The organism is Paenibacillus periandrae, assembly GCF_022458865.1.
Taxonomy (GTDB): Bacteria; Bacillota; Bacilli; order Paenibacillales; family NBRC-103111; genus Paenibacillus_S; species Paenibacillus_S periandrae.
The window spans coordinates 14,015-39,895 of record NZ_JAJNMU010000032.1 but is presented as its reverse complement, the minus strand read 5'-3'; the positions used below and the strand labels follow the sequence as shown (position 1 = coordinate 39,895).

Genomic DNA, 25,881 nt, shown 5'->3' with positions numbered 1-25,881 from the left:
TTCTCAATTTCTACACTGTCTATCTTATCTGCCTGACCGATCTGCAACAATGTGACAAAATAAAGGTTTGGTGGACTTTATAAAGGGAAAATCCACAATCTACGAATAATCCTTGAACACTAAAAGCACCTTCTGTTAGATTGAATGGAGAGAGACATCCGCCTGCTCAGCAGTAAGCTGCCATTGGGTGTACATTCTTACTATTTATAGTAAGTCGGCTTTGGGAGGCATCCGGTATGTTCATTTTCAAACGACTTCAGTTGAAGCTGTTTGTTTACTTTTTATTATTAGTGTTGATTCCTTTAATTACATTGGGGTACTTTTCCTATACAATGGCGACTCGTTTTCTGGAGGAGGAGTCCGTCCGCAATCAGTCACAAACGATGAAGCTGATCGGCAACAATATTAAACTGATGCTGGATGATGCGGGGGATATCACTTCCTACATTACGAATAACGAAAGCCTGCAGTATGTCCTCGGAGACAAAGCGTCCCAATCGCTGACAGCAAAGGAAGGAGCCAGCTTTGATTATCTGGAAAACATCAAAATCGCCAAAAAATATGTGACCTTTCTTGTGATTTATGGTGAGAACGGTTTTCTGTACCGGGATTTCAGTGAATATTTTCGACAGGTTATTCCTTATACCGAAGTGATGGATCAGCCCTTGTATGTCGCAACAGCGGCCAGAGATGGGCGTGCCTACTGGACCTTTTCCGGTACTTCGCTGTTTACCTTTGGGCATAGCTACAATGAAATTATGGTAGGCCGCAAAATTGTCGATTCCTATGATCATGATAAAAGCCTGGGGATGCTGTTCATGGGCGTCAATCGTGATTCCATCGGAGAGATCATTAAAGATATTGAAATCGTCAATTCCGCGAACATTTTTATTTTTGACAACAATTATAACCTGGTTACAAGCAAGCATGAGGATGCGGCTCTGAAAAAAAGGCTGACTGAAGACCTGAAGCTCAAGGAAAAGGTATTTCAAAAGGACCACTCCGAAAGCTACACGATCGGGGGCAAGGATTATTTTGTTTCCAGCACCATCATCGAGCCGTATGAGTGGAATATTGTGAGCTTTATACCGCTAGAGGTGATTCATAAGCAGCACGGCATCCTGTTAAAGGTGACCTTGTTGTTATCACTAACCTTACTGGTAGTCGTCGGCCTGATTTCGGTCGTATTGTCCAAGAGTATCACGTCTCCTATCAAAATACTGTTGAAATCGATGAATAATTTTAAAAGAGGAGACTTCAAGCAGCAGGTTGCCGTCACCTCACAGGATGAGATTGGTATGCTGAGCCACAAATATAACGAGATGGTGATGGAAACGAATGAATTGATTCAAAAGGTGTATGTGAGTCAGACGCATCAAAAGATCATCGAGCTGAAAACGCTGCAAACCCAGATTGAGCCTCATTTTTTATATAACACCCTTGATTTTATTTTTCTTAATCCCAAAATCAATGGCGATGAGCAGACCGCAAGAGTCGTGCATTCACTTAGCGAGCTGTTCCGGCTGTCGTTGAACAAGGGGAATGATTATTATGCGTTGGATCAGGAGATTAACCAGATCAAAGCCTACATCAGCATCCAGCATGCGCGATTTCCAAAACGGTTTACACCTAAATATGACATAGATCCTGAGGTAGGCTCATATTTGACGATGAAATTGCTGCTGCAGCCTATTGTGGAAAATGCGATTCTACATGCCTTCAACGAACGGAAAAACGAGCCGGGTGTACTCATCATTTCAGGTCGCATTGTGGACCACCAGATTGTGATGGTTATCGAGGATAACGGCTGCGGTCTGAGTCCTGACAAGAAGGAGCAGCTGTTAAACGATTCCGCCTCAGGCAAGCAGGGCTTTGGAATTCGGAATGTGAACGAGCGGCTGCGGATGATGTTTGGTCCGGAGCATGAGCTTATGATTGATAGCAAGCTGCTCGTCGGAACGAAAGTGACACTGCGTCTGCCGATGATCGAGAGCGAGGAGCAATGGAGGTTATTATATGAAAATCATGGTCATTGATGACGAAGAAATTGTGCCCCGTGCGCTTAGAGCGCTTATTAATTGGGAGGAGCATGGATTTGTCTGGCTTCCAGCAGCGGAGAATGGCATAGAAGGCTTGGCATTTATACATAAGAACGAACCTGATTTGATACTGGTGGACTGTCAGATGCCGGGAATGGATGGTTTGCAGCTGCTGGAGGAAGTGGGTAAAAGAAATCTGCCGATCAAAGCCGTCATATTGAGCGGGCACGATGAATTTGCTTATGCACAAAAGGCGATCAAGCTCGGTGCGTCCGATTATTTGTTGAAGCCGCCGGATATTGACCAGCTGTTAAAGGTTTTACTGCAAATTAAACGGGAGTGGGAAGAAGAAAAGAAGCTCAAAAACCAGCTCAAGGAAAACTTGCCGCTCATCGTTTACCGGTTTATGCTTTCGCTTCTGGAGGGAGCCAAAATTAACGCACAATCTTTTGTGGAAAAATCGTCCTTTTTACAGATCGGGCTGAAGGAGGGGGCATATGTATTGGCCGTGCTGGAGGTGGAGGAGGACCCCGATCATCCCAAGCCCTACAGCTATGAGGACCAGCAGCTGATGAATTTTGCTATTATCAATATTGCTGAAGAAACGTTAGCCTGCTGGAAGCACAAATTTATTTTTCATGAAGCCCATCAACGATTTGTTATTGTGATTAATGGCTCCACGAGCGATAAAGAACAGCTGCGAACAGATCTGCTTTTATTAGTCGGCAACCTGCGAAGGACGCTTCATTATTATGCTACCTTAGGCGTTTCCAGAATCGGTGCCAGCCTCAACATTGATGCCAAGGCCAGCTTTGAATCGGCCAAAACGGCATTGGAGTATAAATATTATACAGGCCCTAATGAAGTTATTTGGCTCGATGATCTGGAGTGGGAGCATGCTGATGCTGTGGAGAAGTCGATTGCTTTTTACCCGATAGATGAGGACTTGCGCCTGGCTTTTAAGGTTGGCAACCCTGCGCAGCTGAGGGACTGGACGACTTCCTTTGTCACCCATCTGAAGGAACGCGATTATCCGGTTCAAGTGACCAAATCGATGACCTTGCAAAATATGAGCTCGGCGGCTCACGTGCTGGTTGAAATGCATCCGAGATTGACGGCAGAAGAATTGCTGACCACCGATCAAATCTCACGGTTTATTGAAGTAGCCTCCCTGGAGCAGCTGGAGGATGAAATCTGGCTGTATTTGGAGCGATTGTTCATCATCACTGTGGACCTGCGAAAAGCGGGGAAAAATGCGGTTGTGGAGAAAACGAAACATTTTATAAGGGATAATTATCATTTAAGCATTACGCTGGAATCGATTGCGAAGGAAGTATACCTGTCACCCGTTTACTTAAGCTTTCTGTTTAAACAGGTCGAGGGAGTGAATATGTCGGATTATATTATGGAGGTACGGCTGGAGCAGGCCAAACAGCTGCTGAAAGGCTCCAATTTAAAAACCTATGAGATTGCCATGAAAACCGGATATACCGATGAGAAATATTTTAGCCGTCTGTTCAAAAAACGTCTGGGTCTTACGCCAAGTGATTTTAGAAAGCAATCGGCAGCTCCTTGAGCAAGTCCACCAAATCTTGAGATCGTCTCATGTTGCCGCTTTTCCTCTCATGTTAATATAGAGTTGAAATTATGGGAGATGCCAGTGGCATCTCTCTTTCAGGCTCTTGGAAAGGAGGATATATACTTAAAAAGGTGAGAAGGAGGGATAGAGGACGATCATTTGTAAGCGCTTAATAAATTGTTAAAAGGAGACTATATGATGTCTATTCGCGAGAAAATACAAGACCAGCACTTGGTACGCCTCCTCATACTCACACTTCTTGCTGGAGGCTTGCTGCTTGGCTTTGCCTCCGTCAGTGCTGCTGCCAGCTTTACCATTGAAGAGAAAACGATCTATACAAACAACGGACAAAACAACTTCTGGTGGACGCATCTGCGCTGCACACCTATACCGAATGGAGCTTCACCTGATATTCTTTGTACGGTATCCAAGGATCCGAATGAAAGTCCGAATTTAAGTGATGTGTTCTACGATATTGCCTACACCAAGAGCAGCGATCTGGGGGAAACGTGGAGTTCGTTCACGACCATTCCGCAGTACCAGTGGAAAGTGCTCCCGGACGGCTATTCCGGTATGCTGATTGATCCGGTTCCTGTTTACCATGCGCAGTCTGGTAAGGTTATTGTCTTCGGTATGGCCCAGTCGTACGATGTCGTCCATGGCTATGCCAAGAAGCACAATTATCCGGCTTATGCCATCTATGATCCGGCGACTTCAACCTGGAGCAGCGACTGGTATTTATTCAGTTGGCCTCGGGTATACGGGCATGCTGGCAGCGTTTATCCCTATATGACAGAGGATGGTTCCATATTGTGGCCGTTGAATTCGCTGGATGGGCTCGGGACGCTGCAGGTTGTCAAAGCTTCGTTTGACGGAAGCACGCTTCAATACGTGAGTCAAAGCGGCGCGGTGGCCAATGTCGGAAGCAATGGCAACCGATCCGGTATCGAGCCTTCACTTACCCGGTTCAACAACGAATACTTTATGACCATCCGCGATGATACCCAGAATCGGCTGGCGAAAAGCAGCGATGGTTTGACCTGGCAGTCTGCCGTTACACTGAAGTGGGATGACGGAACGACAGTGACGGGAAGCAATAATACCCAGATGCATTGGCTCACACAGTCGGGTGCACTGTATCTGGTGTATACGCGGCAGGACGCGTCCAATGCTGATATATTTCGTTATCGTGCGCCATTATGGATGGCCGAGGTCGATCCAATCACGCTTCGCCTTAAGAAAAGCACAGAACGCATTGCGATGGGGATCACAAGCAATCGAGCCCAGCTTGGCAATTTCGGAACCACTGCTATCACCCCCAAACTAAGCCTGGTTACGAGCAATGAATGGAACACAATCGTTCCGAATCGTGCGATAATTTCATTTATTCGCTGGGATCGTTCTTTACTGGGCAGCTGGCCGCTGGACGAGACCTCCGGGTCAATTGCTGGAGATGCCACAGGAAATGGGAACAACGGTACGATAGTTAATGCCGTATATAACACCAACGGCAAATTCGGTGGATCGCTTGCCTTTGCTGGCAATGGTGATTATGTGAATCTGGGCGACCCTTCGAGTGGCGCCTTCGATTTTGGAACCACACAAAATTTCAGTGTCTCCGCATGGGTGAAAACCAGCAGCAGCGGTGGGATCAAATATATCGTGAACAAGGGCGATACCAACGCTTCCTACTGGCTCAGGTTTGAGGCTAATAATACGATTAGGTTTCTGCTCGATTATGGCAGCACCTATGATGCTGCCCAGTCGACGGCAACCTATACGGATGGGAAATGGCATCATGTTGTCGGTACGGCGGATCGAATTGCCGGGCTTAAGCTGTATGTGGACGGGGTACTGGTTGGACAGGACAGCAGCCTGACTGGAGGTAATATTTCCAATGCGCTGCCGCTAACTATCGGAACGAATTCGACGAACACCATGAACGGCCAGATTGATGAAGTGAAGCTGTTCGGATATGCTTTGACGAGCAAGGAGATACAGGCCGAATATGGTTTGACAGCCCATTGGAAGCTGGATGAAGCTTCTGGAACGGCTGCCCTTGATGCGACAGGAAATGGAAATGACGGGAGCATCGTCAATGCAATCCGTTCCGCTAACGGTAAGTTCGGAGGTGCGCTAAGCTTTGCCGGCAGTGGCGACCATGTCACGGTGAATGATCCGGCCGATGGTAATCTCGACTTTGGAGCTACCCAGGATTTTTCTATTTCCGCTTGGGTCAAGACAAGTACAGTGGGCACGACAAAATATATCATCAACAAGGGCGATACGAATCATGGCTACTGGTTAAGGTTCGAGGCCAATAACACGCTGCGGTTTTTGCTTGACTATGGCAGCACCGCTGATGCCGTGCAGACTACAGCAGCATATACGGATGGACAATGGCATCACGTCGTGGGTGTAGCCAATCGCAGCACTGGGCTTAAGCTGTATGTCGATGGTGTGTTGGCTGGAACGAACAACAGTCTGACGGGTGGAGACATCTCAAGCTCGCTTCCATTAACACTCGGGCATGCTGCAGCCAGTACGATGAATGGTTTACTTGACGATGTGCGTATTTACAACTACGCGTTAAGTGCAGCCGATATTCAGGCTTTGTATATACCTTAGTCTCATATAATTAAAGAAGCCGCCTCCGGTTAGCCGTGGGGCTACTTTAATACGTGAAAAAAGAACCCGACTCCTTATGTGAAGGAGAAGGGTTCTGCCAATGCAGTGTGGCCACACACAGTACATCCAGTTGTAAGCTATTGCGGGTTCGTTGTCCAGATTCCAGCGGTCTTAATGAAGACGCGATCTGGCAATTTTAACGTAACCAATACCAGCTCGGCGACATCCTCCGGCTGCATCATGCGGTCCTCATCACCTATTTTCAATCCTGTATTGACAGCCAATTCTGTATTTACAGTGCTTGGAGTGAGAGCAGTTACACGAATATTGGATTTGCGAACCTCCTGCATCAAGGCTTCAGTCATTCCGAGAACGGCGAATTTGGAAGCACAGTAAGCGGAGCCCGTAGCAAAGCCTCTTTCTCCTGCAGTTGAGGCGATATTGATAATGCTGCCGCTGCTTTGGCTGAGTAGTGCCGGCAGTACGGCACGGGTCATGTAATAGGTGCCCATCAGATTCGTTTGTATAATGCGCTCCCAGTGTGCAGGCTCCATATCAACCAGGGTACCGAATTGTGCGGTTCCCGCATTATTGATGAGGATATCTATGGAACCAAGCCTTGAGCTCAAGGCGGCAACCGCTTCATCGACCTCTGTCTGAATTGCAATATCGGCGGCTGCAATGAACACATCCACTCCATAGGTTGTGGTCAATTCTTCCTGAAGGGTTTCTAGATCGGCACTGCTTCTGGCGATAATCCCCAGATGAACGCCTTCTTTGGCTAATGCGATCGCTATCGCTTTTCCGATACCTTTTCCCGCCCCGGTAATCAGTGCTTTTTTATTGCGCAATTCCATATGGATCGCTCCTTATTTAATTAGTCATCATATTGCCGACATTAACATGGTATACCAAGGCCAAAACAAGGTCAACCTTCTGCCATTCGTGGAGTGTCGGAATCGGCGACTGGTGTCCGGATCGGTTATAATAGTGAAGTAACCTATTCCTGAAAGGAGCATTTACGTTGAGCAAATTCGAGAATCAAGTGGTTGTGATTACGGGAGCGGGAGGCGGTATCGGAAGGGTGCTTGCTGTGAGCTACGCAGCTGAGAACGCCCAGGTTGTACTTATAGATAAGGATGAGCATAAGCTGGCGGAAACCAGTGAACTGTTGCGGCAATCGGGGTTCGAGCCTTTTGTGATACAACTGGAGCTTAGTGACGGTAAGGCGATTGCACCTGCTTTTCAGCAAATTGAAGCCAGGTTTGAACGCATTGATATTTTGATTAATAATGCAGGTCTTGGCATAACCAAATCACCCTATGAGCTGGACATGGATGAATGGGATTATGTGATGAATACGAATTTAAGAGGATGCTTTTTGTGTTCGAGAGAAGCGGCCAAGGTAATGAAGAAGCAGGGGAGAGGTTCGATCGTTCATATTTCCTCAACAAGGTCGACGATGTCGGAAGCGAATACTGAGGCTTATGCCGCATCCAAAGGTGGGATTGATGCATTAACGCATGCGCTTGCGGTTTCGTTGGGCCCTGACGGGATTCAGGTGAATGCGATTAATCCCGGATGGATCGAAACGGGTGACTACAGCAGTCTTCGCACGGAGGATCATGAACAGCATCCAGCGCAGCGTGTTGGAAAACCGCAGGATATTGCACGTGCCTGCCTGTACTTGACTGACCCTGAGAATGACTTTGTCACAGGCACGAACCTGACGGTAGACGGTGGTATGACCAAAAAGATGATTTACGTTCATTAACCGCTGATTTTCGCTCAGCACCCGTCATTTTTGTCGGAAATGCTGCGGGGAAATACCTTCGACTCGCTTGAATATTCGACTGAAATAAAACGGGTCGGCATAACCTACCGATTGTCCGATTTCCTGAACGCTTTGAGCCGTATGAAGGAGCAGATGTTTCGCTTGCTGGATTTTTAATTGATGCATGTAATGGACCATTGTGGTGCCTGTATATCGCTTGAAAATCTGGCATAAATATTCATACTTCCTGTCGGTCATCTGCTCGAGAGCCTCTTTGGTAATATCGGTTTCGTAGTTGTTATTGATATGACTTAACAGCTTTCGGAAGGTCGTATAGGAAGATGGGAACGCACTGTCGGTATGGCTTTGCTCGAGAAATTCGCTTGTTAATATGAATAAGATTTCTCCTAGCAGCAGCGTTGCCTGGAAGCGGAAATAGCCTTTGGGCTTTATTAGCAGCTGGACAAGCTCTTCGAAGCAGCTGAGCAGCTTGTACCTGTTGCGGGTTTGAAACCGTCTTGGCAGGACCAATGCTTCTTCAAAATGCTGCTGAGAGGTTGATGCCTGGCCTGGAGGCGCATGGACGATTTTAAGCTGGGGTGCTCGGTTATAGTCCAGCTCGGTAATATCGGGAGTGGAGGCAAACTGAACCCAAAAAAACTGCCCCTGCCTTTCATTTGATTGCCAGCCGCGATGCTGCTCCCATGGCATTAGCAGCAGGGAATCACCGGCATGAAGCGTTAGCTTCTCTTCACCTGCCTGCAAATAAACCGTTCCATCGGCAACCAGAATCAATTCGTAATAGGGATTGTGATGGAATTCCTGAAAGGATTCCTGATTGGCATCAAACAAATCGGCCCACTTCACATCAAGTGCCGACAGTCTGGAAAGTGAATAATACATGGCTTCCTCCAAGGTTTTACTGCTTGTAAATCGTAATTACCTGCATGGCTATCTTCCGGGGTCTGACCTTATACTCAACAGTATACCAAAGATCAGAAGGAGCTGCTGTGATGACTATAAGCATTTTGAATGAACAGGATTACTATCGAATCGTTTATGGAGGCTGGCTGGGTAAAAATATCGGGGGCACGCTGGGTGCACCGGTAGAGGGTGTGAAGGAGCTGCTGAATCTGGACTTTTATCCTGAGCTTCCGGATGGTCCCTTGGAGAATGACGATCTGGATCTGCAGCTCGTATGGCTGCATGCGCTGGAGCAGTATGGGCCATTCTTGACTAACAAGGAACTGGGGCAGGAATGGGTCGATCATATCTTTTTCCCCTTCGATGAATATGGCTATGCGCTGACGAATCTGAGACGAGGTCTGACAGCTCCGGTTGCTGGATGGTTCAACAATCCGTTTAACAACTGCATGGGCTCCCCAATCCGCTCGGAAATTTGGGCGATGGTAGCACCGGGTGCACCGGAAACGGCAGCCCGCTATGCCTATGAGGATGCAACGGTTGACCATGCAGGGGGAGAAGGCGTATATGGCGAAATGCTGTTTGCTGCGATTGAGAGCGCTATCTTCTTCGAGAAGGACCGTGATCGTTTGATAGAAATCGGGCTTCGTTACATACCGGCTGATTGCCGCACCGCGCTTGCTGTCAGGGATTTGCTGCGGTGGCATCAGGAAGGCAAAGACTGGATCGAGGCAAGAGCTCTGATTCTGGACCATCACGGACGGGAGAACTTTACGGACGCTCCACAAAATATCGCCTTTACGATTCTCGGCTGGCTTTATGGAAAAGACTTCGAGGATGCGATTCTGAAAGCGACAAACTGTGGCTACGACACGGATTGTACGGCGGCTACCTTGGGTGCCATATTGGGGATGATCCTCGGTCCAGAGGGCCTGCCTGCAAAATGGGTGCAGCCCGTCGGTGATCGTGTCGTGATCAGTCCCCCGATCAAAGGCTTTCCGGCTCCGCAAAATCTGGATCAGCTTACACGGCGCACGATAGCTGTAGGGAAACAGGTTCTGACTGCATGGCATACAGGAATTATCGTTCATCCAGAGCTTCCCACTACCTTGCAGGATAGAGTGGAGGAACGTGACCGTATAGAGGCCATGTGGAATCGACCTGTAACGGAAAACCGTTATCTGCTGCCGCAAGGTACGTCCAGCCAGCCGCATCTGGAGCTTGTTCTGAATTATGGAGACGAAGGCCCGGCGATTGGAATTGATCAGTCCAAGACCCTGACTATCACCATGACGAATCGCTCACTGGTTTTGTTGGAAGGCAGCTTGTCACTGGAAGTACCAGCGGGCTGGAGTGGACCTGCTGCACAGGAGACTCGTTTAAATCCTGGTGAATCAACGAGCTGGAAGGTAATTGTCAAATCTTCTTCACAGCCTGAATCATCCTATCGCTTGGCATTGAATTGGACGCGTTATCATGATGGACACGTTTGGTCTGAGGAACGTATTTCCTTTGCACTGGTAGGTGCTGCACATTGGACGATATGGGGACCTGCTAAGGCGGAGAATGGTATCGAAGTCGTGTGTGCGGGAAATAAAATCAATTGGCAAGCGGTCTCTGAAGGCAATACCATGGGCACGTACCATGCGAGAACAAATCTGTATAATCCTTCTACTCGCAAGCTGCGTCTGATCGCAGCCGCTAACGCTCCAATTTCTGTTAAGCTGAATGGTGAAACCGTGATCGATTGTCAGAAAATCGTCGAATTCATCCCGGCCTACCACCGTCCCGCGACAGAACAGCTGTATGAAGTTACGCTTGCAGCAGGAACACATGTGGTTGAGGTGGAAGTGACAGGACAGGGGGAAGATCTTGAAGTGTATGTCCTCCCGGTAGCTACGCTGGATAACACGTCGCCAGGCAAGTATTACTATTACACGGATATGATGTTTGTCAAATAAATAAGGGTTATGATAACACTTTGTCCTTTGCGATAGAGTGTTATTTTTTGTAATTTTGACTCTATGAACTTTATAAATATGCATTAAAATGGATAATAGCTATGATATAATGGTAGGGGATTATTAAATCGTAAAGTCATATTTTGACTTTTTTAGGGGAGGAAATTTGTGAGATTAGCTAAATTTTTAATCATTAGTTTTGCGGCATTCATATTTATGATTGCATCCCCATGGAATGCACAAGCCGTGGTTAGTGATGCGAATGCCGATTTATCGAGCATTCATGAAGGTGCGGGTTTATTGTCACCTGCTTTTTCTCCATCGATAACGGAATATTGGGTGAAAATGCGCAGCTCTGAAACAGGCTTCTACACAGCAGCAACAACTGCGAACTCCGATGCAACCATGGAGTATTCGATGAACGGGGGCAGTTGGGTTGGGGTAGCGTATTATGCGTCAACCGGATACCTCGGTACGAATCGGGGAGATAACACATTTCAATTAAGAGTCACGGCAACAAATACTACGACGACCAAGACGTACACGATTCACGTATATTTTCCAGACACAAATGATGCCGACCTGACAGATTTGCGCTCAAGTGAAACAACGTTAAATCCGAATTTTCAATCCAATATAACGAATTATACGGCTGACGTGTCTTATGCGACGAGCAGCATATCGATTACCGGGGTGTTGAATGACGCTGCAGCCTCCGTCAAAATCAACGAATCGAATGCAGCTAATGGAGCTACGTCGAGTTCCATACCTTTAAATGTAGGAAGCAATATCATTACTGTTCAGACAAAATCTTATAATACAAACGTGAATAAGACGTATACCGTTACGGTCACGCGGGCCGCCAACACCAATGCAGATTTAAGTGCTTTAACCGTCTCAGGGAGCACGTTAAGCCCGGTTTTTCAGTCAAATCAGACGGCTTATACGTTGCCTGACGTGAGTAATGCAACGGATACATTGATGGTGACACCCACATTGTCGGACCCAACGGGTGCTTTTGTTCATATGAAAGTGAATGGCGGCAGCTACACGCCGGTAACGAGTGGCTACGGATTGAGTATGCCGCTGGCAGTAGGAAGTAATACGATCACACTGGAAGTGTTAGCCCAGGATACGAGCATCTCAAAGCAGTATACGATCGAAGTGATTCGAAAAAATAATGATGCGACTTTAAGCGGTTTAACTGTGACGCCAGGAAATCTGAACGAACCCTTTGCGAGCAGCACGTTGGACTACACAATGGCGAATGTACCCTATTCCACGTCCAGCTTGGCTATAACGCCGACATTATCGGACCCAACTGGTGCAGCTGTATATGTCCGTATAAATGGAGGCAACGATACACAAGTTTCGAGTGGGAATCCTGTATCTGTTCCTCTGATAGTAGGCAGCAATACAGTGGAAGTCAAAGTGTTAGCCCAAGATACGGCAGTTGCAAAAATTTACACGCTATCCGTAGAGAGACTGAAGAATAGCGACGCAGGCTTATCCAGCTTATCGGTTTCCACAGGAAATCTTGCTTTTTCACCCCAGGTTACAGACTATTCATTAACGGTAAGTCAATCTATCTATGAACTCACCGTAAAGCCAGTCTTGTCGGCAGGTAATAGTGCTGCAACGATCCAGGTGCGAATCAACGGAGGCGGTTATGTAACTGTTCAAAGCGGTATGGATAGCCCTATTCTACCCTTGGCATCAGGCTTGCCAAATGTGATAGATATATATGTAACCGCGCAGGATGGGACAAGCCGGCAATATACGATTAAAGTGATTCTATCGGGAAGGCCAGCTCTTAATGATCTCCTGCTTGAAGACATGCAGGCGAAGCTGACCTTTTCCGAACCTTTGCTGCGGGCGAGTATCGATCACACGTACTATACGATCAAAAATGTAACTCGTAACTCGGATTTGTCGGTAACACAAGTCGTCTATACACCAGGGACGTCGGTGGTGAAATTGATTGTAAGCGGCCAACTGCTGCCCGGAGATGAAGTGAAATTTGATATTAAAGCTGGAGCTGTGGTCAGCTTGATCGGAGAAGGGAACGACGCTGCCGGCCGAACGTTTGTCTATGGCAGCCCCCTTCAGCAGTTGAAGCAAAGGCTGACTGATTTGGATGTCGAACATGATGGGATTCATATTAATGAGATTATTGCTTATATGACGGCAGCTTTTGGGCACAATGATTTGAACGGAGATGGACAATTCAACCGTGAAGACGTCGTTATTATTATGAGCCAGATTGGAACCAAGGTTATACCGTAGTATCGACCCCCATGAAAAAGAAGTTAAATTGCAACAAGGAGCACTCCACAGGGGTGCTCCTTGTTGTGCATCAGCAGACTGTATCGATTATTCTTCCAACTCCAACTCCAGCTCTCGTGAAGCAGCCATAGCTTGGGTACGTGAGGATACTTGAAGCTTCTCATATAGACGCGAGAGATATACCTTAACCGTCCCTTCGGAAAGCGTAAGCGCTGCTGCCATTTGTTTATTTGTGAGACCTTGGCGGATCAAGCGCAACAGATTGACTTCCGTCCGATTCAGCGGTTCAGCAGGAAGGGAGGTACGCTCGGCTGATGGTGTGCTGGACTCATGAAATAACTGTAGCAGCATCGCTGGATAAGCTTCTGAGACACCTGTCCATTTCGCTTCGCAAGCTTGTCCTTCTCGATGGTTGCGGTACATTGTCAGTAGTTTCCGCATCGCTGTGCCCTCATCAAGAAAGCTCCTTATGTAGCCATTCCTCTCTCCAATAGCAAGCGCTTCGTGAATGTATATCAGGGCCGTATTCCTCTGTCCGCGCTGAGCCTCCAATAGAGCTTGCAAGCATGAAATTTCAACGAGGCTGGAGAGCAGCTGCTCTCTTTCCGATTGGGGCTTCAACTGCTCCAACAGACGTAGAGCCTCAGGTTCCTTTCGTTGTTGGCCGAGCACTCTGGCTAACGTCAGGTAGGCATACTCTTGATTGAAGGTGGGTCTGACCTTATGTGACATTCCCAACCGAGCGATGAGTTTCTTGGCCTCTGAGATCCGGTTCTCCTGCAGATATATTCGGATTCTGAACAGTTGAAGAGTTTCGACCCAGACAACCTTATAGGAAAACTTCGTTGCCAGTTCCAACGCCTCCTCAACTCGATCATGAGCCGATTGGTAGTGCCCCTCAGCAAGATGAATACGCGCTTGTGTAAGTACGACAGGGATATGCAGTCCAGGTATCTGCTTGCTCAAAGCAGCTCTTGTGAGCGGTGGAAGCAGTCGATGGCAGTCGTCCAATCGGTTCCATTCGTAATATCCCTCACATAAAGATTGCTTTACGTATAAATTGATTAGTGAATCCTGCCAGCCATGTGCGTCGAGCACACCCGTGAACAAGGTGCCAATCGTTTCCGTATCCGGAGTAAGCATTCCTTTTAGCCCTAAGGCCGTTCTTCTAACCAATGGTTCGTTCGGATTGTAATTAAAATTATAATAGATCGGGTCCTTGGGTAAATTGTGTTCAAAAATTCTTTGCGTATAGGTAAACCATTTGCCAAAATCCCCGTTAGCAAACACAAGATTGGATCTTACGAACAAAATTCCACTCTGCAGCTGTTTACGGCGCTCCTTTTGCTCCATACTTTCGCATAATTGTTCGATACGGGTCAAATGGAGCTCTGCTTGCGGGAGCTGGCCGGTCACGACAAGTATAAAGGCATATAAAAGCGACAGCTCAGGAGAAAGCGTAAACGACTGGGGGACGCTGTGAAACCAGTTCAATAAGGTGGTCATTTCCCCACGCTGCAGCATAGCTGGAATGTGCTGCTCCAAACAGGTTTCCATCAAAGGATAGTCCCCAGCTGCTATAGCATGATCGATTGCATCATCCATCAAGCCAAGCTCCGAATAGGCAGCACTTGCCATTCGGTTGGATCTCAGCCATTGTTCAGGATCGGTTTTCTTCAGCAGTCCTTGCAAAAATTGAGAAAATAAATGGTGATATCGGAACCAGTCATTATGATCATCGAGCGGGATCAGAAACAGATTCAGGCTTTTGATAGTCTCCAGCATGAGAGCACTATTCGTAATTCCGGTGACCGCATTACAAATCGAAGCTTCCAGCTTGCCAAGAACCGATGTTTGAACAAGAAATTGGTAAATATCGATTGGAAGCTTGTTCATGACCTCGTGGAACAAATAATCCGATACATCCCGGTTATTACCTTGAAAGGCTTCTATAAAACGGTCGTAATTGACTTCAGCTCGCAGGGAAAGCGCTACTAATTGCAGCGCCGTAATCCAGCCCTCTGTCTGCTGCACCAACTGCTCAATGTGCCGATGCGTTAGCTCTGCCCCCGATAACTCCCGATAAAATTGTTGGGTTTCCATCGCTGTGAATTGCAGCTGCAGCGTATCAATCGCATTGCGTTGCTCCTTGGCCATCCATTTTATCGTCGAAAATGGCAGCTCGGAGCGGCTGGAGATGATCAAATGAGTCGTTTCGGGCAAATAATCGATCATATAAGATAGGCTGTCATGGATATCCGGGTCCTGAATGGTGTGATAGTCATCCATAATGACAGCAATATCCTGCGTAAGAGCAAACAGCTCGTTAAGCAGAGCATCCAGAAAGGAAGTCGTCGATAAAGTAGGCAGCGCATCAGCCAACTGCAACATTTGCTTACCGTTGTCTGGTGGTACAGACCTGGCTAGCGCATGGGTCATATACCGCCAAAAACGAATAATATCATTATCCCGTTCATCGAGAGATAACCAGGCACAGGGCAGCTGCCGGGTGTATGCCCATTGGGACAGCAGGGTGGTTTTGCCGAAACCGGCGGGGGCGCAGACTAAGGTAAGACGGCCCTTCAGGCCGTAGGTTATAGAATCGACTAAACGTTCTCTTGGAATCAGGCGTTCTCTGGGAATAGGCAGTGTGATTTTACTTTGTAACAGGATTGAATCCATGGTTTTCATCAGAATGCCTCCGTAACTTGCGACTACCTATCGCTTCCGTATCGTACAAGCTTACGATTAATTATACGAAAATCCTAGCGAAAAGTTAACTTTATTAAGCAGTTATAGTGTTGTTATCCTATATATCCTGTACAATAGACGGGGAGGAGGGATAGCCATTAATTATTTTGTTACATTTTTAATTAGCTTGAGTGTCCTGATTACGTCTGCTTACTTATTCAATTTATGTTACAAATACATATTTCAACATGCAACCTGGAAAGTAAAACAGGCTGGTCTAGTCGGCATTTTCATTTTTGCGGGCTGGCTAGCCATGTTTTTTGGTGTACAGGGCCAAGGGTCGACATTGTTCGATTTGCGTGCGCTGCCGATCGTGTTTGGCACGCTTTTTTTTCGCGATCCCCGGCTCGTACTGATCATCAGTGTCGGAATTGCAATCTCGAGGTATACCCTTGCGGGGTTCACGGCACAGGCGTTTACCGGTTCCATTAATATATTATTACTCGGTTGTCTGGCCGCATTTCTGGTTGCCTTGTATCGAAAAAAAGCATGGAGCTACAATAGGAAAGCTATCATCTCCATCCTCTCGATGAATACGCTTCAGGTGATCGGCATCGCTACTTTTGCTTCTATACCGAGGCTCAATTACTTGCAGCATATTGCCCCTTATACGTACCCGGCTGCACTTTTGTTGAATGCCTTCTTCGTATTCATTTTGAAGGATTTCTATGAGGAACAGCTGCGTGCGCAGAAGAATAAAACGATGAATTTGGTCCTGCGCAAGCAAAAAAGGGAGCTGGAGGAGAAAGCACAGCAGCTGCAGCTGGCCTCCCAATACAAATCCGAGTTTATTGCCAATATGTCGCACGAGCTGAAAACACCACTGAACAGCATCATTGCGTTATCCCAGCTGCTTCAGGAGGAGGACAGGTCCCGCTACTCAGAGGAAGAGATCAGCTATGGCAAGATTATACATACCTCGGGCGATGAGCTTCTGAAGATGATCAATGATATGCTGGATATATCCAAAATGGAAACTGGTAAAATGGAAATCGTATGGGAAATGGTGTCTGTACAGGAATTGGTCCAGCTTGTCCAGCATCAATTTGTTCCGATTACGAACCAGAAAAGCTTGCAATTCAAGGTGGATCTTCAGGAGGATGTCCCTGTGTTCATTGTGTCCGATGCTCAGAGGCTGGTTCAAATTTTACGTAATTTGCTCACGAATGCGATCAAATTTACAGCTCAGGGCAGCATCACCATGCAGATCTATATGGATAAAGACTCTCGGTCTGGACACAATAGGCTTGAAAAGTCGGAGGATTGGATCGTATTCCGTATACAGGATACTGGCATCGGGATTGAACAGGATAAGCAGCATCTAATATTCGAGGCTTTTCAACAGGAAAATGGTACGTTTACCCGCCGTTATGGTGGAGCAGGGCTTGGTTTATCGATCAGCTTGAAGCTGGCCGGACTTCTCGGTGGCAAATTAGATTTACAAAGCACCAAAGGAGAAGGCAGCAGCTTTTTCCTGCGTCTGCCTGTGCAGCCAACAGACCTCCCCATTGACAATCATCCGAAAATGTTGTAAAAGTAGATTAAGTTCAACATCATTCAAATTCGTTAACGAGAAAGAGTATACTAATCACTTGTTCCCCAGAGAGTTGGCGTTTTGCTGAAAGCCAATGTTCATGTGTTAGTAGAAAATCCTCTCCGAGAAGTAAAGCTGAAGTTACAGTAAGCTTTAACGGGATCCCGCCGTTACAAGGGCCGCGCATGTTGGTGCGTAGTTTGAGGTGCTGTGAAGGCTAGCAAGTTAGCTTAACACAGAATTAGGGTGGTATCGCGAGTTCAATCTCGTCCCTTACAGGGGCGGGATTTTTTTGTTTTTTCATAAATATTTTGATTAGCAAAAAGGAGTCGATCGTATGCGTACAGTTGATGTGAAAGAGCAGGCAGCCAAGAGGGAGAGGCGGGTGTATGAGCAGTGGGTACAGGAGCAAACATTCTCCAGATCCATCAATCAGCGGTTAGGCAAGCCGAGGTTTGTATTCTACGAAGGGCCGCCTACTGCCAATGGAGCACCCCATATCGGGCATATGCTGGGAAGAGTGATCAAGGATTTTATATGCCGCTACAAGACCATGTCTGGCTACCAGGTGTTGCGTAAAGCGGGTTGGGATACCCATGGTTTACCCGTAGAGCTGGGCGTGGAGAAGGAGCTTGGAATCTCGGGTAAACAGGAGATTGAAGCCTATGGCGTCGAAAAATTTATTGAAAAATGCAAAGCAAGTGTCTTTCGTTATGAAAAGCAATGGCGCGAGCTGACGGAATCCATCGGCTATTGGACTGATCTGGATTCGCCGTATATGACGTTATCCAACGATTATATCGAAAGTGTGTGGCATATCTTGTCCCACACCCACAAGGAAGGCTTACTGAATAAGGGTCATCGCGTCAGCCCGTATTGCCCAAGCTGTCAAACGACGTTAAGCTCACATGAATTGGCGCAGGGCTACGAGGATGTGAAGGATCTTAGCGCGACCGTTAAATTCAGGACCTCTGCAGGTGAGAGCTTCCTTGCCTGGACGACAACACCCTGGACCTTGCCGGCCAATACGGCGCTTGCTGTTCATCCAGATCTGGATTATGTCAAAGTCAAGCACAACGACGAAGTGCTTATTCTGGCCAAAAGTCTGCTCGCTCAGGTGATTCAAGGCACCTATGAGATCGTGTCCGAGCATAAAGGCCGTGAATTTGTGGGTACTGCCTATGAAGCTCCTTATCCAAGTGAAAGTGACGAGCCTGGGCGTACAGTGAGTCAAACAAATTCGAATGCAGCGGATTCTCCAACCCGATATGTTGTCATCGGTGCAGACTTTGTCAGCGACTCCAGCGGCACAGGAATCGTGCATATCGCTCCGGCTCACGGGGAGGATGATTACCGCGCGGCGCAGAAGCAGGGGATCGGCATGCTAAGCGTGGTCGGTTTGGATGGCTGCTATACCGAAGCAGTTCCGCAATTCGTCGGTCGGTTTGTTAAAGACTGCGACGTGGATATTGTCAAGGATCTGTCCAAGCGGGGTTTACTGTTTGCCAAGGAGAGATACGAGCATAGCTACCCTTTCTGCTGGCGCTGCCATACACCGCTTTTGTACTATGCGATGGAAAGCTGGTTTATCCGGACAACCGCGATCAAGGAGCAAATGATTGCCAATAACCGTTCCGTGAAATGGTATCCAGGTCATATTCGGGAAGGGCGTTTTGGCAAATTTCTCGATGAGCTGGTTGATTGGAACATAAGCCGTAACCGTTACTGGGGTACTCCGCTGAATGTTTGGATCTGTCAGGATTGCGGATGCGAGCATGCACCAGCAAGCGTAGCTGATTTACGTGCCCGGTCCGTGCAGCCTTTGCCGGATAATCTGGAGCTTCATAAGCCTTTTATCGATGACGTGAAGCTGAATTGCTCTGAGTGCACGGGTGAAATGGTTCGAACGTCTGAAGTGATCGATGTATGGTTTGACAGCGGTTCGATGCCTTTTGCCCAGCACCATTATCCGTTTGAGGATCAGGAGGCCTTTGCCGACCAGTTCCCCGCGGACATTCTCTGTGAGGGAATCGATCAAACCCGCGGATGGTTTTATAGCTTGCTGGCCGTATCCACGCTGTTCACAGGTAAAGCTCCCTATAAAGCAGTAATGGCAACAGGTCATATCCTGGATGAGAATGGTCAGAAAATGTCGAAAAGTAAAGGCAATGTCATCGACCCCTGGGAAATCATTGAGGAATTTGGTGCGGACGCATTCCGTTGGGCGCTCCTGGCAGACAGCGCACCTTGGTTAAGCAAACGTTTTTCACGAAATATTGTAGCTTCAGCCAAATCCAAAGTCATCGACACGCTGGTGAATGCCCATTCTTTTTATGTGATGTATGCGACTATCGATCATTATGAACATGCATTGGACCACAAGGCAGGTTCTGATCATTTGCTGGATCGCTGGATCATTTCCCGGCTTAACCATACGATATCTGTGGTGAGCGAGAGCTTGGAAGGCTTTGATTTTATGACCGCGGCTCAAGCTATTGAAGGTCTTGTCGACGAATTCAGCAACTGGTATATCCGCCGCTCGCGGGAGCGCTTTTGGGGTCATGGTCTGACAGAGGACAAATGTGCTGCTTACCGGACCATGAGACAGGTGCTTCTGGATATCAGTAAGATGATAGCTCCGTTCACGCCATTTCTCGCTGATGAAATTTATATGAACCTGTCGGATGGAGGCAGCGTTCACTTGGCTGATTATCCTGCTCTGGATTCGACAGCCATCGATGCAGCCTTGGAGGATAACATGGCTCGTACCCGGCAGATTGTGGAGCTGGCCCGCAACATTCGTAATGATACGGCGATCAAAAACCGTCAGCCGCTATCAGAACTGATCGTAATTACGGATCAAACAATCCAGGTTGCTGATTTTGAGGAAATCATTAAGGATGAAATGAATGTAAAATCCATTCGAGTCGAGCAGCATGATGATAATTTAACTGACTATGCACTGAAAATGAATCTGAAGGTCGCGGGGCCCAAGTATGGGAAGCTCGTATCAGGGCTGCAGTCCTGCTTGCGAAATATGGAGCAGTCGGAAATCAAGATGGCACTGCAAGAGGGATATGTGGATTACCGTCCAGCAGACGGAGAGCTCGTCCGTGTTCCTACGGAGGAAATGTTAATCGAACGTCAGGCCAAGATTGGCTACGCATCGGCTACTGGGTATCAAATGACCGTATCACTGAACACAACCATCACACCGGAGCTCGAAAAAGAGGGGATGATCCGTGAGCTGATCCGTGCCGTTCAGGATCTTCGCAAGAAATATGATCTTCCGATTGATCAACGAGTGGAGCTTATCATTGAAGCAGATGACGAAACCCGAAGCAGTATCATGGAATTTGAGTCATTAATTCAGGAAAATGTGCTGCTGCGTTCTCTGAAATTTGGCAGCATCAATGAAATGGAGCAGGTTCAGATTTCGGCAGCGACGGTAAAAATAGGGTTAAATGCTTCGGTGTAACTACCAGAATTAAAGCCCAAGCTGTCGCACCAGGATTCCATAACATTTGAATTCCACTTGACTAAAGCTTTAAAATGATCAGGAGCATCCTATGCTATACTGATCGTATTAACTTATGTCTTGAGGTGAGCTAGTTTGGCAGCCAGTCGAAGAAAAGAACCACTCCGATATCAATTTGCCGAGAATATCGAATCTCCGTTTACGATTATTGAAATCAATGGTATGGAAATGAATAGCAAAGATGTGGTAGCAAGACTTGTTGACTTGAGTCAGAACGGATGTCAGATTGAGTCTTTCTTAAATCTCAAAGCAGCAGATAACGATATTAATATTACCGTGAAATTTACCCTTCTGAACCATCATATAGAAATTACAGGCCATATCAATTGGCAGCGTTCAACAACCTATTGCCACTATTACGGTGTTGAATTTGTCAAATCCAGCGTCGGCGATTATGCCTTCATTATGCAGTACCTTAAGTCGTATTCCAGAAGCAGAAGTCAAAGCATAGCAACTTAGGATCGGTTCATAAAAGTAATCAGAAATAGCCGTTAAATCCCCTCTACGGGGCTTTAACGGTTTTTGTTGTTGGAAAAGTTTCCTCTATAACTTACTACAAAGTTACTAAAGGAACAATTTTTCAGTAATTACCTTGGAACGAACTTTAACATAAAATCAATAGGTAACTTAAGCTCAATCCATAGAGGTATAACTTAATGAAATATCGTAGACTTGCTATGACCTCGGCATCAATTTTTTCGATACAGCCAATGCCTATGAACGAGGCGAAGCAGAAAAGGTTGTAGGCCAAATATTAAATGCTTATCCTCGTGGTTCTTATGTACTGGCAACCAAAGTATTTTGGCCGATGGGGGATGGCCCGAACCACCGCGGTTTGTCACGTAAGCATTTGATGGAGCAGTGCCATGCGAGCTTGAAGCGTTTGGTTGTGGACTATGTTGATATTTATTATTGCCATCGGTATGACCCACAAACTCCAGTTGAAGAAACGCTGCGGGCGATCGATGATCTGATAACGCAAGGTAAAGTACTGTATGCGGGCATCAGTGAATGGACTGCAGCCCAAATGCAGGAAGCGTTAGCAATTGCAGATAAATATTTGTTGGACCGGATCATTGTCAACCAACCGGTCTATAACATGTTTAACCGTTACATTGAGAAAGAAATCATTCGACTCGGTACAACTGAAGAAAATCTCCGACGAATTGGGTATTAAACTTTCGCAGTTAGCCTTGGCGTGGATTTTAAGACAGGAAAATGTCACCAGTACTTTGGTCGGTGCTAGCCGCCCGGAACAGGTATTTGAAAACTGTGCCGCTTCTGGCATTACTTCAGTGTGATTAGGGGCAGACAAATTGTGAATTTGATCTGCCCTTTTTTATTTTAAAGTGGAGAAATGACTTATAATCAGGTAGAATTGCGGAAAGCAGCCTTTTGGAATAAAGAAGGGAGTTTTTTATGATATGAGATATGTAAACAGAATTTCGTTCAAGTCGATCAGATTTAAGCTAATATTGGGTTTCTTCCTTTTAATTGTTCCTCTGATTGTGCTGCTGATTTATAATAACTACTACGCCATTCAAGTAGTTCGTAATCAGGTCGCACATTCAAACAAAAGTCTGACAACCTTATATATGGACCAGATCGATCGAAATTTGGGAGAAGTCGATAAATATTTGTATAACCTGGCAGCTCTTGAAAGCGATTTACTTAGCTTGGATCTCTCAGAAAAGGAATTCTATGATCCCTACTATTTTGCGAAAATTCGATTGGCCAACAAGCTGGAGACGGATATTAATAATTATAAATCAATGGATACGCTGTTTGTTTACTCTTCTGTTAATGATGAGGTAATTTCCACAAAAATACTTAAAGAAACCTATATAGAGCGAAGAGAAATAAAAGCGGCTATCGTTCAATTAATTAAGGATAAGCAAACATTGAATAAGTATGATGATGATCGATGGTATGTTCAAAAGATAAATAACGATTATTATTTATTTCACCTTATAAAGACCGGAAATGTTTATATAGGTGGATGGGTGCAGTCGACGAAATTAATGGCTCCACTTAATTTAATGGAATTAGGCCAGGCTGGGAAATCGATTCTCGTCACAGATCAATTCGAAGCTATGAGCAATGCCGAGTTTATTGCAGATAACAGCATTAATCTCAAGCTTAAACCAAACGCCTACAACCTGGTAGGCAAGAAAAACGAATATTTGCAGGTGAACGAAAAATCGAAAGTGGGTAATTTTTCACTACTTGTTTTGGTTCCGGATAATATCATTTTGGAACGCCTTCCTATTTTCCAGCGGATCTCCTCATTAATTTTAATGGGTGCACTCATTGTGCTGCCCGTTTTTTACACCTACTTAAGGAAAGTTATCTTGCTGCCTATTAATCGTATTGTTGTAGTTATGAAAAGAATCAGAGACGGCTATCTGGAAGATCGAATCCCTGTTTATCCTACTTCCTATGAATTTGAACTAATGAATGATACGTTTAACAGCATGGTTTCGCAAATCAATGATTTGAAAATCACCGTGTATGAGGAGCAGTTGATTAATCAAAAGGCAGAGCTTAAGCATTTGCAGCTTCAGATTAATCCACACTTTTTTTTAAACTCATTGAATATTATTTACAGCCTCGCGCAATTGAAAAACTATGATTTGATTCAGGAAATGTCACTTTGCTTGGTTCAATACATGCGTTTTATGTTTCAAAGTAACTTGAAATTTGTTTCGCTGAGTGATGAGTTGGCTCATACAAGTAACTATTTGCGGATTCAGGTGATGAGGTTTCCAGACAATTTCACCTATCAAATCCATACCACAGAGTCACTTAAGAAAGCTTTGGTTCCGCCATTAATTATACAAACGTTCGTCGAAAATACGATTAAATACGCAGTTACGATGGACGAACCCATTCATCTTGACATTCATATAGATCATTTGAAACCAGATTTGGGGGTTATGAAAATCATAATATTAGATTCAGGGAAAGGTTTTCCACAAGACCTATTTGATGGTTGGCAGACCCAAAAAAGCAGGATCGATGAGGATCGGGAACATATTGGTATTTGGAATATCAGACACAGATTACGATTATTATATCAGGAGCAAGCGAAATTAATTATTTCTAACCATCATGTGGATAGGGGCGCAAGGATTGAGATTCATCTGCCGGTAAATTTTGAAGAATAGGTCCGAAGGGGAATTGGGATGTACCAAATATTAATTGTTGATGACGAAATTCATGCCGTTAGTGCTATTAAATCAGGAGTTGACTGGGCAAAGCTTTCTGTGTCCAAGGTTCATGCAGCTTATAATATTAGACAGGCCAAAGAGGTATTTACCAAACATGTGATTGATATAATGCTGTGTGATATTGAAATGCCTCAAGGAAATGGAATCGAGCTATTAACATGGGTAAGGGAACACTACACATCAACCGAATCAATTTTTTTGACCTGCCACTCCGACTTCACCTATGCCAAGAAAGCGCTTCAATTAGGAAGCCTTGATTATATGTTAAAGCCTGTTAGATACAACGAGCTGGAATCGGTACTTCAAAAAGCAATTGAAAAAGTTGAAGAAAAAAGGGAGCGGCATGCTTTTAACGAGACGTATAAACATTATTTTAGGCTATGGTCCATGCATCAGCCGATCTTAATGGAACGATTTTGGCAGGACCTGCTGCATCAAGTGATCCCTTCCAATCGTGCTCAAATAAGAGAAGCCTTATTGACGCAGAACATTCCTTATCAGGAGGACAGAGAACAATTTCTTCCTGTTTTGATCAGTGTTCAGCGTTGGTACAAGGAACTGACTTCAAGAGATGAGAAAATTATGGAGTATGCCTTGCGTAACGCTGCGGAGGATATGATAGTGAAACGTGATAAGCATGCTCAGCTTGTCCAGATGCGAAATGGCACTTTGCTTGTCCTGCTGCCTGTAAACGTTCAAGACGTCTATGACAAAGAGCTGCTAAGGCAGGATTGCGATCTGTATATCGCTTCCTGCAACCGGTACTTTTACTGCGATCTTTCGTGCTATGTTGGGAAATCTGGATTCATTTATGAAATGGTAAACAAGGTCGAAGCCTTGAACAAGCTGGAGACGAACAACGTCACTCAGAACAATAAAGTGTTTTTCTTGGATGAGTATAGCAAAAAAATCGGGTCGATTGATTTGATACCCATGATCGGTTGGCTGGAAATGTTGAAGCAAGGAGCCGAGGAAGCCATTTATATCGAAACGGTACAATATTTAAACTCATGGAAGTCAATCGAAGGTTTGGATGCTGGAAGTCTGCAAAGATTTTGCCAAAGTTTTTTGCAAATTCTTTATCATTTTATACAGCTTAAAGGATTGCAGGCGCATCAGATTCTTGCCGAACACACATCACCGGAGCGGATGTCTCTGGCTATCCGGTCGGTAACAGATCTTCAAAATTGGGTTAAAGAATCGTTGCAGCAGGCAATCAAATATTGTCGTACCGTAGAAGATTCACAAACGGATATTGATAAGATCAAGCGCTTCATTACTCAGAATCTGGATCAAAGTGTCTCAAGGATGGATATTGCCCAGCATGTACATTTACACCCCGATTATCTATCAAGAATGTTTAAGAAGGAAATGGGGGTATCCCTTGTTGAGTATATATCCGAGGAAAGAATGCAGTTAGCTAAAGAACTGCTTATTAAAACGAATATGTCGGTTAGCGGAATAGCAGTTAGTGTGGGGTATTCGAACTTCTCCTATTTTGCTAAAATGTTTAAAAAATCAACACAATTGAATCCGCTGGAGTTCCGCGAAGCTAAAGCATCACTTCTCTCATCGAAATGAGACGCTAGAAATAAAACAAATTGATGGCTGCCGAGAAACTATCGGCAGTCTTCTTT

Annotated in this window: 14 protein-coding genes, 1 pseudogene and 1 other annotated feature; of the genes and pseudogenes, 12 read left to right on the top strand and 3 right to left on the bottom strand. The window is 45.8% G+C overall.

Translation table 11 applies throughout. The features are described from left to right. Positions 1 to 236 precede the first annotated feature (236 nt). The 3 genes from LRL21_RS37905 to LRL21_RS37895 all read left to right on the top strand — a co-directional run bounded on the left by LRL21_RS37905 (position 237) and on the right by LRL21_RS37895 (position 6,246). Positions 237 to 2,036, top strand: coding sequence for a sensor histidine kinase (locus LRL21_RS37905; protein WP_240420999.1), 1,800 nt, complete (start codon positions 237 to 239; stop codon positions 2,034 to 2,036). Further along, entirely contained in the window at positions 2,017 to 3,615 is a 1,599-nt protein-coding gene (locus LRL21_RS37900) for a response regulator (RefSeq protein WP_240420998.1), read from the top strand. Before LRL21_RS37905 ends, LRL21_RS37900 begins: the two co-directional genes overlap by 20 nt. Positions 3,616 to 3,813: 198 nt before the next feature. Continuing rightward, a complete protein-coding gene (locus LRL21_RS37895; protein ID WP_240420997.1) occupies positions 3,814 to 6,246 on the top strand; it encodes a sialidase family protein in 2,433 nt (810 codons plus the stop codon). A gap of 137 nt (positions 6,247 to 6,383) precedes the next feature. Here LRL21_RS37895 and LRL21_RS37890 read toward each other — a convergent pair whose 3' ends face one another. Continuing rightward, positions 6,384 to 7,103: a 3-ketoacyl-ACP reductase gene (locus LRL21_RS37890; protein WP_240420996.1), complete on the bottom strand. Its 720-nt coding sequence runs from the start codon at positions 7,101 to 7,103 to the stop codon at positions 6,384 to 6,386. A gap of 167 nt (positions 7,104 to 7,270) precedes the next feature. Between LRL21_RS37890 and LRL21_RS37885 the strand changes: the two genes are divergently transcribed. Beyond that, positions 7,271 to 8,020, top strand: a complete 750-nt coding sequence (locus LRL21_RS37885) for an SDR family NAD(P)-dependent oxidoreductase (protein ID WP_240420995.1) — start codon at positions 7,271 to 7,273, stop codon at positions 8,018 to 8,020. 24 nt (positions 8,021 to 8,044) lie between these two features. Here LRL21_RS37885 and LRL21_RS37880 read toward each other — a convergent pair whose 3' ends face one another. Further along, the gene (locus LRL21_RS37880) at positions 8,045 to 8,923 is read right to left on the bottom strand and encodes an AraC family transcriptional regulator (RefSeq protein ID WP_240420994.1); all 879 of its coding nucleotides are present in this window, start codon (positions 8,921 to 8,923) and stop codon (positions 8,045 to 8,047) included. 110 nt (positions 8,924 to 9,033) lie between these two features. Here LRL21_RS37880 and LRL21_RS37875 point away from each other — a divergent pair, with 110 nt between their 5' ends. Further along, the gene (locus LRL21_RS37875) at positions 9,034 to 10,905 is read left to right on the top strand and encodes an ADP-ribosylglycohydrolase family protein (RefSeq protein WP_240420993.1); all 1,872 of its coding nucleotides are present in this window, start codon (positions 9,034 to 9,036) and stop codon (positions 10,903 to 10,905) included. 168 nt (positions 10,906 to 11,073) lie between these two features. Continuing rightward, entirely contained in the window at positions 11,074 to 13,191 is a 2,118-nt protein-coding gene (locus LRL21_RS37870) for a cadherin-like beta sandwich domain-containing protein (protein WP_240420992.1), read from the top strand. A gap of 87 nt (positions 13,192 to 13,278) precedes the next feature. Here LRL21_RS37870 and LRL21_RS37865 read toward each other — a convergent pair whose 3' ends face one another. Then, entirely contained in the window at positions 13,279 to 15,882 is a 2,604-nt protein-coding gene (locus tag LRL21_RS37865) for a winged helix-turn-helix domain-containing protein (RefSeq protein ID WP_240420991.1), read from the bottom strand. Between the two features lie 346 nt (positions 15,883 to 16,228). Between LRL21_RS37865 and LRL21_RS37860 the strand changes: the two genes are divergently transcribed. The 6 genes and pseudogenes from LRL21_RS37860 to LRL21_RS37835 all read left to right on the top strand — a co-directional run bounded on the left by LRL21_RS37860 (position 16,229) and on the right by LRL21_RS37835 (position 25,825). Beyond that, complete coding sequence (locus LRL21_RS37860; RefSeq protein WP_240420990.1) at positions 16,229 to 17,476, top strand: sensor histidine kinase; 1,248 nt, start codon at positions 16,229 to 16,231, stop codon at positions 17,474 to 17,476. 23 nt (positions 17,477 to 17,499) lie between these two features. Beyond that, positions 17,500 to 17,753 (top strand) — a binding site (T-box leader). Between the two features lie 60 nt (positions 17,754 to 17,813). Then, positions 17,814 to 20,954, top strand: coding sequence for an isoleucine--tRNA ligase (ileS, locus tag LRL21_RS37855; protein WP_240420989.1), 3,141 nt, complete (start codon positions 17,814 to 17,816; stop codon positions 20,952 to 20,954). Between the two features lie 135 nt (positions 20,955 to 21,089). Next, the gene (locus LRL21_RS37850; RefSeq protein WP_240420988.1) at positions 21,090 to 21,473 is read left to right on the top strand and encodes a PilZ domain-containing protein; all 384 of its coding nucleotides are present in this window, start codon (positions 21,090 to 21,092) and stop codon (positions 21,471 to 21,473) included. Between the two features lie 229 nt (positions 21,474 to 21,702). Next, positions 21,703 to 22,315, top strand: a pseudogene (locus tag LRL21_RS37845) (aldo/keto reductase). A gap of 123 nt (positions 22,316 to 22,438) precedes the next feature. After that, positions 22,439 to 24,181, top strand: a complete 1,743-nt coding sequence (locus LRL21_RS37840; RefSeq protein ID WP_240420987.1) for a sensor histidine kinase — start codon at positions 22,439 to 22,441, stop codon at positions 24,179 to 24,181. Positions 24,182 to 24,199: 18 nt separating this feature from the next. After that, complete coding sequence (locus LRL21_RS37835; protein WP_240420986.1) at positions 24,200 to 25,825, top strand: response regulator transcription factor; 1,626 nt, start codon at positions 24,200 to 24,202, stop codon at positions 25,823 to 25,825. The last annotated feature ends 56 nt before the right edge of the window (positions 25,826 to 25,881 follow it).

Bases quoted from the DNA above. Each gene is read 5' to 3' on its own strand.
- LRL21_RS37905 (WP_240420999.1), top strand. From the start codon at position 237: ATGTTCATTTTCAAACGACTTCAGTTGAAGCTGTTTGTTTACTTTTTA.
- LRL21_RS37900 (WP_240420998.1), top strand. From the start codon at position 2,017: ATGAAAATCATGGTCATTGATGACGAAGAAATTGTGCCCCGTGCGCTT.
- LRL21_RS37895 (WP_240420997.1), top strand. From the start codon at position 3,814: ATGATGTCTATTCGCGAGAAAATACAAGACCAGCACTTGGTACGCCTC.
- LRL21_RS37890 (WP_240420996.1), bottom strand. From the start codon at position 7,103: ATGGAATTGCGCAATAAAAAAGCACTGATTACCGGGGCGGGAAAAGGT.
- LRL21_RS37880 (WP_240420994.1), bottom strand. From the start codon at position 8,923: ATGTATTATTCACTTTCCAGACTGTCGGCACTTGATGTGAAGTGGGCC.
- LRL21_RS37875 (WP_240420993.1), top strand. From the start codon at position 9,034: ATGACTATAAGCATTTTGAATGAACAGGATTACTATCGAATCGTTTAT.
- LRL21_RS37865 (WP_240420991.1), bottom strand. From the start codon at position 15,882: ATGAAAACCATGGATTCAATCCTGTTACAAAGTAAAATCACACTGCCT.
- ileS (WP_240420989.1), top strand. From the start codon at position 17,814: ATGCGTACAGTTGATGTGAAAGAGCAGGCAGCCAAGAGGGAGAGGCGG.
- LRL21_RS37840 (WP_240420987.1), top strand. From the start codon at position 22,439: ATGAGATATGTAAACAGAATTTCGTTCAAGTCGATCAGATTTAAGCTA.
- LRL21_RS37835 (WP_240420986.1), top strand. From the start codon at position 24,200: ATGTACCAAATATTAATTGTTGATGACGAAATTCATGCCGTTAGTGCT.